This window comes from uncultured Caulobacter sp. (genome assembly GCF_937900395.1).
Lineage (GTDB): Bacteria > Pseudomonadota > Alphaproteobacteria > Caulobacterales > Caulobacteraceae > Caulobacter.
The window spans coordinates 1-1,321 of record NZ_CALCDX010000164.1 but is presented as its reverse complement, the minus strand read 5'-3'; the positions used below and the strand labels follow the sequence as shown (position 1 = coordinate 1,321).

General features: G+C 66.5%; 2 protein-coding genes. Both read left to right on the top strand.

Features of this window, described 5'->3' with window-relative positions:
* A partial coding sequence (gene infC, locus Q0379_RS14730; RefSeq protein WP_299010254.1) for a translation initiation factor IF-3 occupies positions 1-341 on the top strand: 341 nt, incomplete at its 5' end.
* A 149-nt stretch (positions 342-490) separates the two neighbouring features.
* Positions 491-1,321: MFS transporter (locus tag Q0379_RS14725; RefSeq protein WP_299010251.1), on the top strand; the 831-nt coding region annotated here is incomplete at its 3' end.

The window sequence follows — 1,321 nt, the reverse complement described above, 5'->3', positions numbered from 1 at the left end:
TCTGCAAGATCCTGGACTACGGCAAGTTCAAGTTCCAGGAGCAGAAGAAGAAGAATGAGGCGCGCAAGCGGCAGAAGGTCGTCGAGCTCAAGGAAATCAAGCTCCGCCCGAACATCGACAAGCACGATTACGATGTGAAGGCCAAGTCGATGTTCCGCTTCTTCGAGGAAGGCGACAAGGTCAAGGTGACCCTCCGCTTCCGCGGCCGTGAAATGGCTCACCCGGAACTCGGCATGAAGCTGCTGCAGCAGGTCAAGGCCGACTTCGACGAGGTCGCCAAGGTCGAATACGAGCCGCGCATGGAAGGCCGGCAGATGATCATGATCCTGGCCCCGCGCTAGGATCGATCACGGGTAGACAACGAAGCGCCCCGTCCTCGCGGCCGGGGCGTTTTGCGTTCTGCGCCTCAGTGTTCTCCCGAAGCGCACGACGCGCGACCGCGACAACGCCGGTCGCCAAGCGGGCCGTTCGCGGGTAAACCCCGCCCGCAATGTCCGATAGCGTTCACAGCACCCGCGCCCTGGCCGTCCTGCTCCTGGTTGTCTTCATCAACCTGGTGGGCTTTGGCGTGGTCATTCCGTTGCTGCCCTTCTACGCCAAGGCGATGAACGCCGCGCCCTGGCAGGTGACGACGATGTTCGCCGCCTACAGTCTGGGGCAGTTCTTCGGCGAGCCGTTCTGGGGACGGCTGTCGGACCGGATTGGTCGGCGGCCGGTGCTGATCGTGACGATCCTGGCCAATTCGCTGGCCTATGTCGCCCTGGCCTTCGCGCCGAACATCTGGATCGCCATGGTGATCCGCCTGGTCGGCGGCTTCGGCAGCGGCAACATCTCGACCATCCAGGGCTACATGGCCGACGTCACGCCGCCGGAGAAGCGCGCGGGACGCATGGGCCTCTTAGGGGCGGCGTTCGGCGCGGGCTTCGTCATTGGCCCGTCGCTGGGCGGCCTGCTGGCGCATCCCAGCGCCGGGCAGCTGGGCTTCCAGATCCCGCTGTTCGTCGCGGCCGGCATGGCCGCCACCGCCGCGATCGGCGTGGTCGCCTTCGTCACCGAGAGCCGGGCGGGCTCGGCGTCGAACGCGTCTCAGCCAGGACGGGGCGAAGCCCTGGCCCAGGCCGCCGCCCATCCGATCCTGTCCCGGGTGCTGCTAGTCACCCTGGTCTCGACCGGCGCCTTTGCTGGCATGGAGTCGATCTTCGGCCTCTGGGCCAACGCGCGCTTTTCCTGGGGACCGCGCGAGGTCGGACTGTGCTTCGCCATCATCGGCGTGATCGCTTCGCTGGGCCAGGGCCTGCTGACAGGCCGCCTCGCCCGGCGG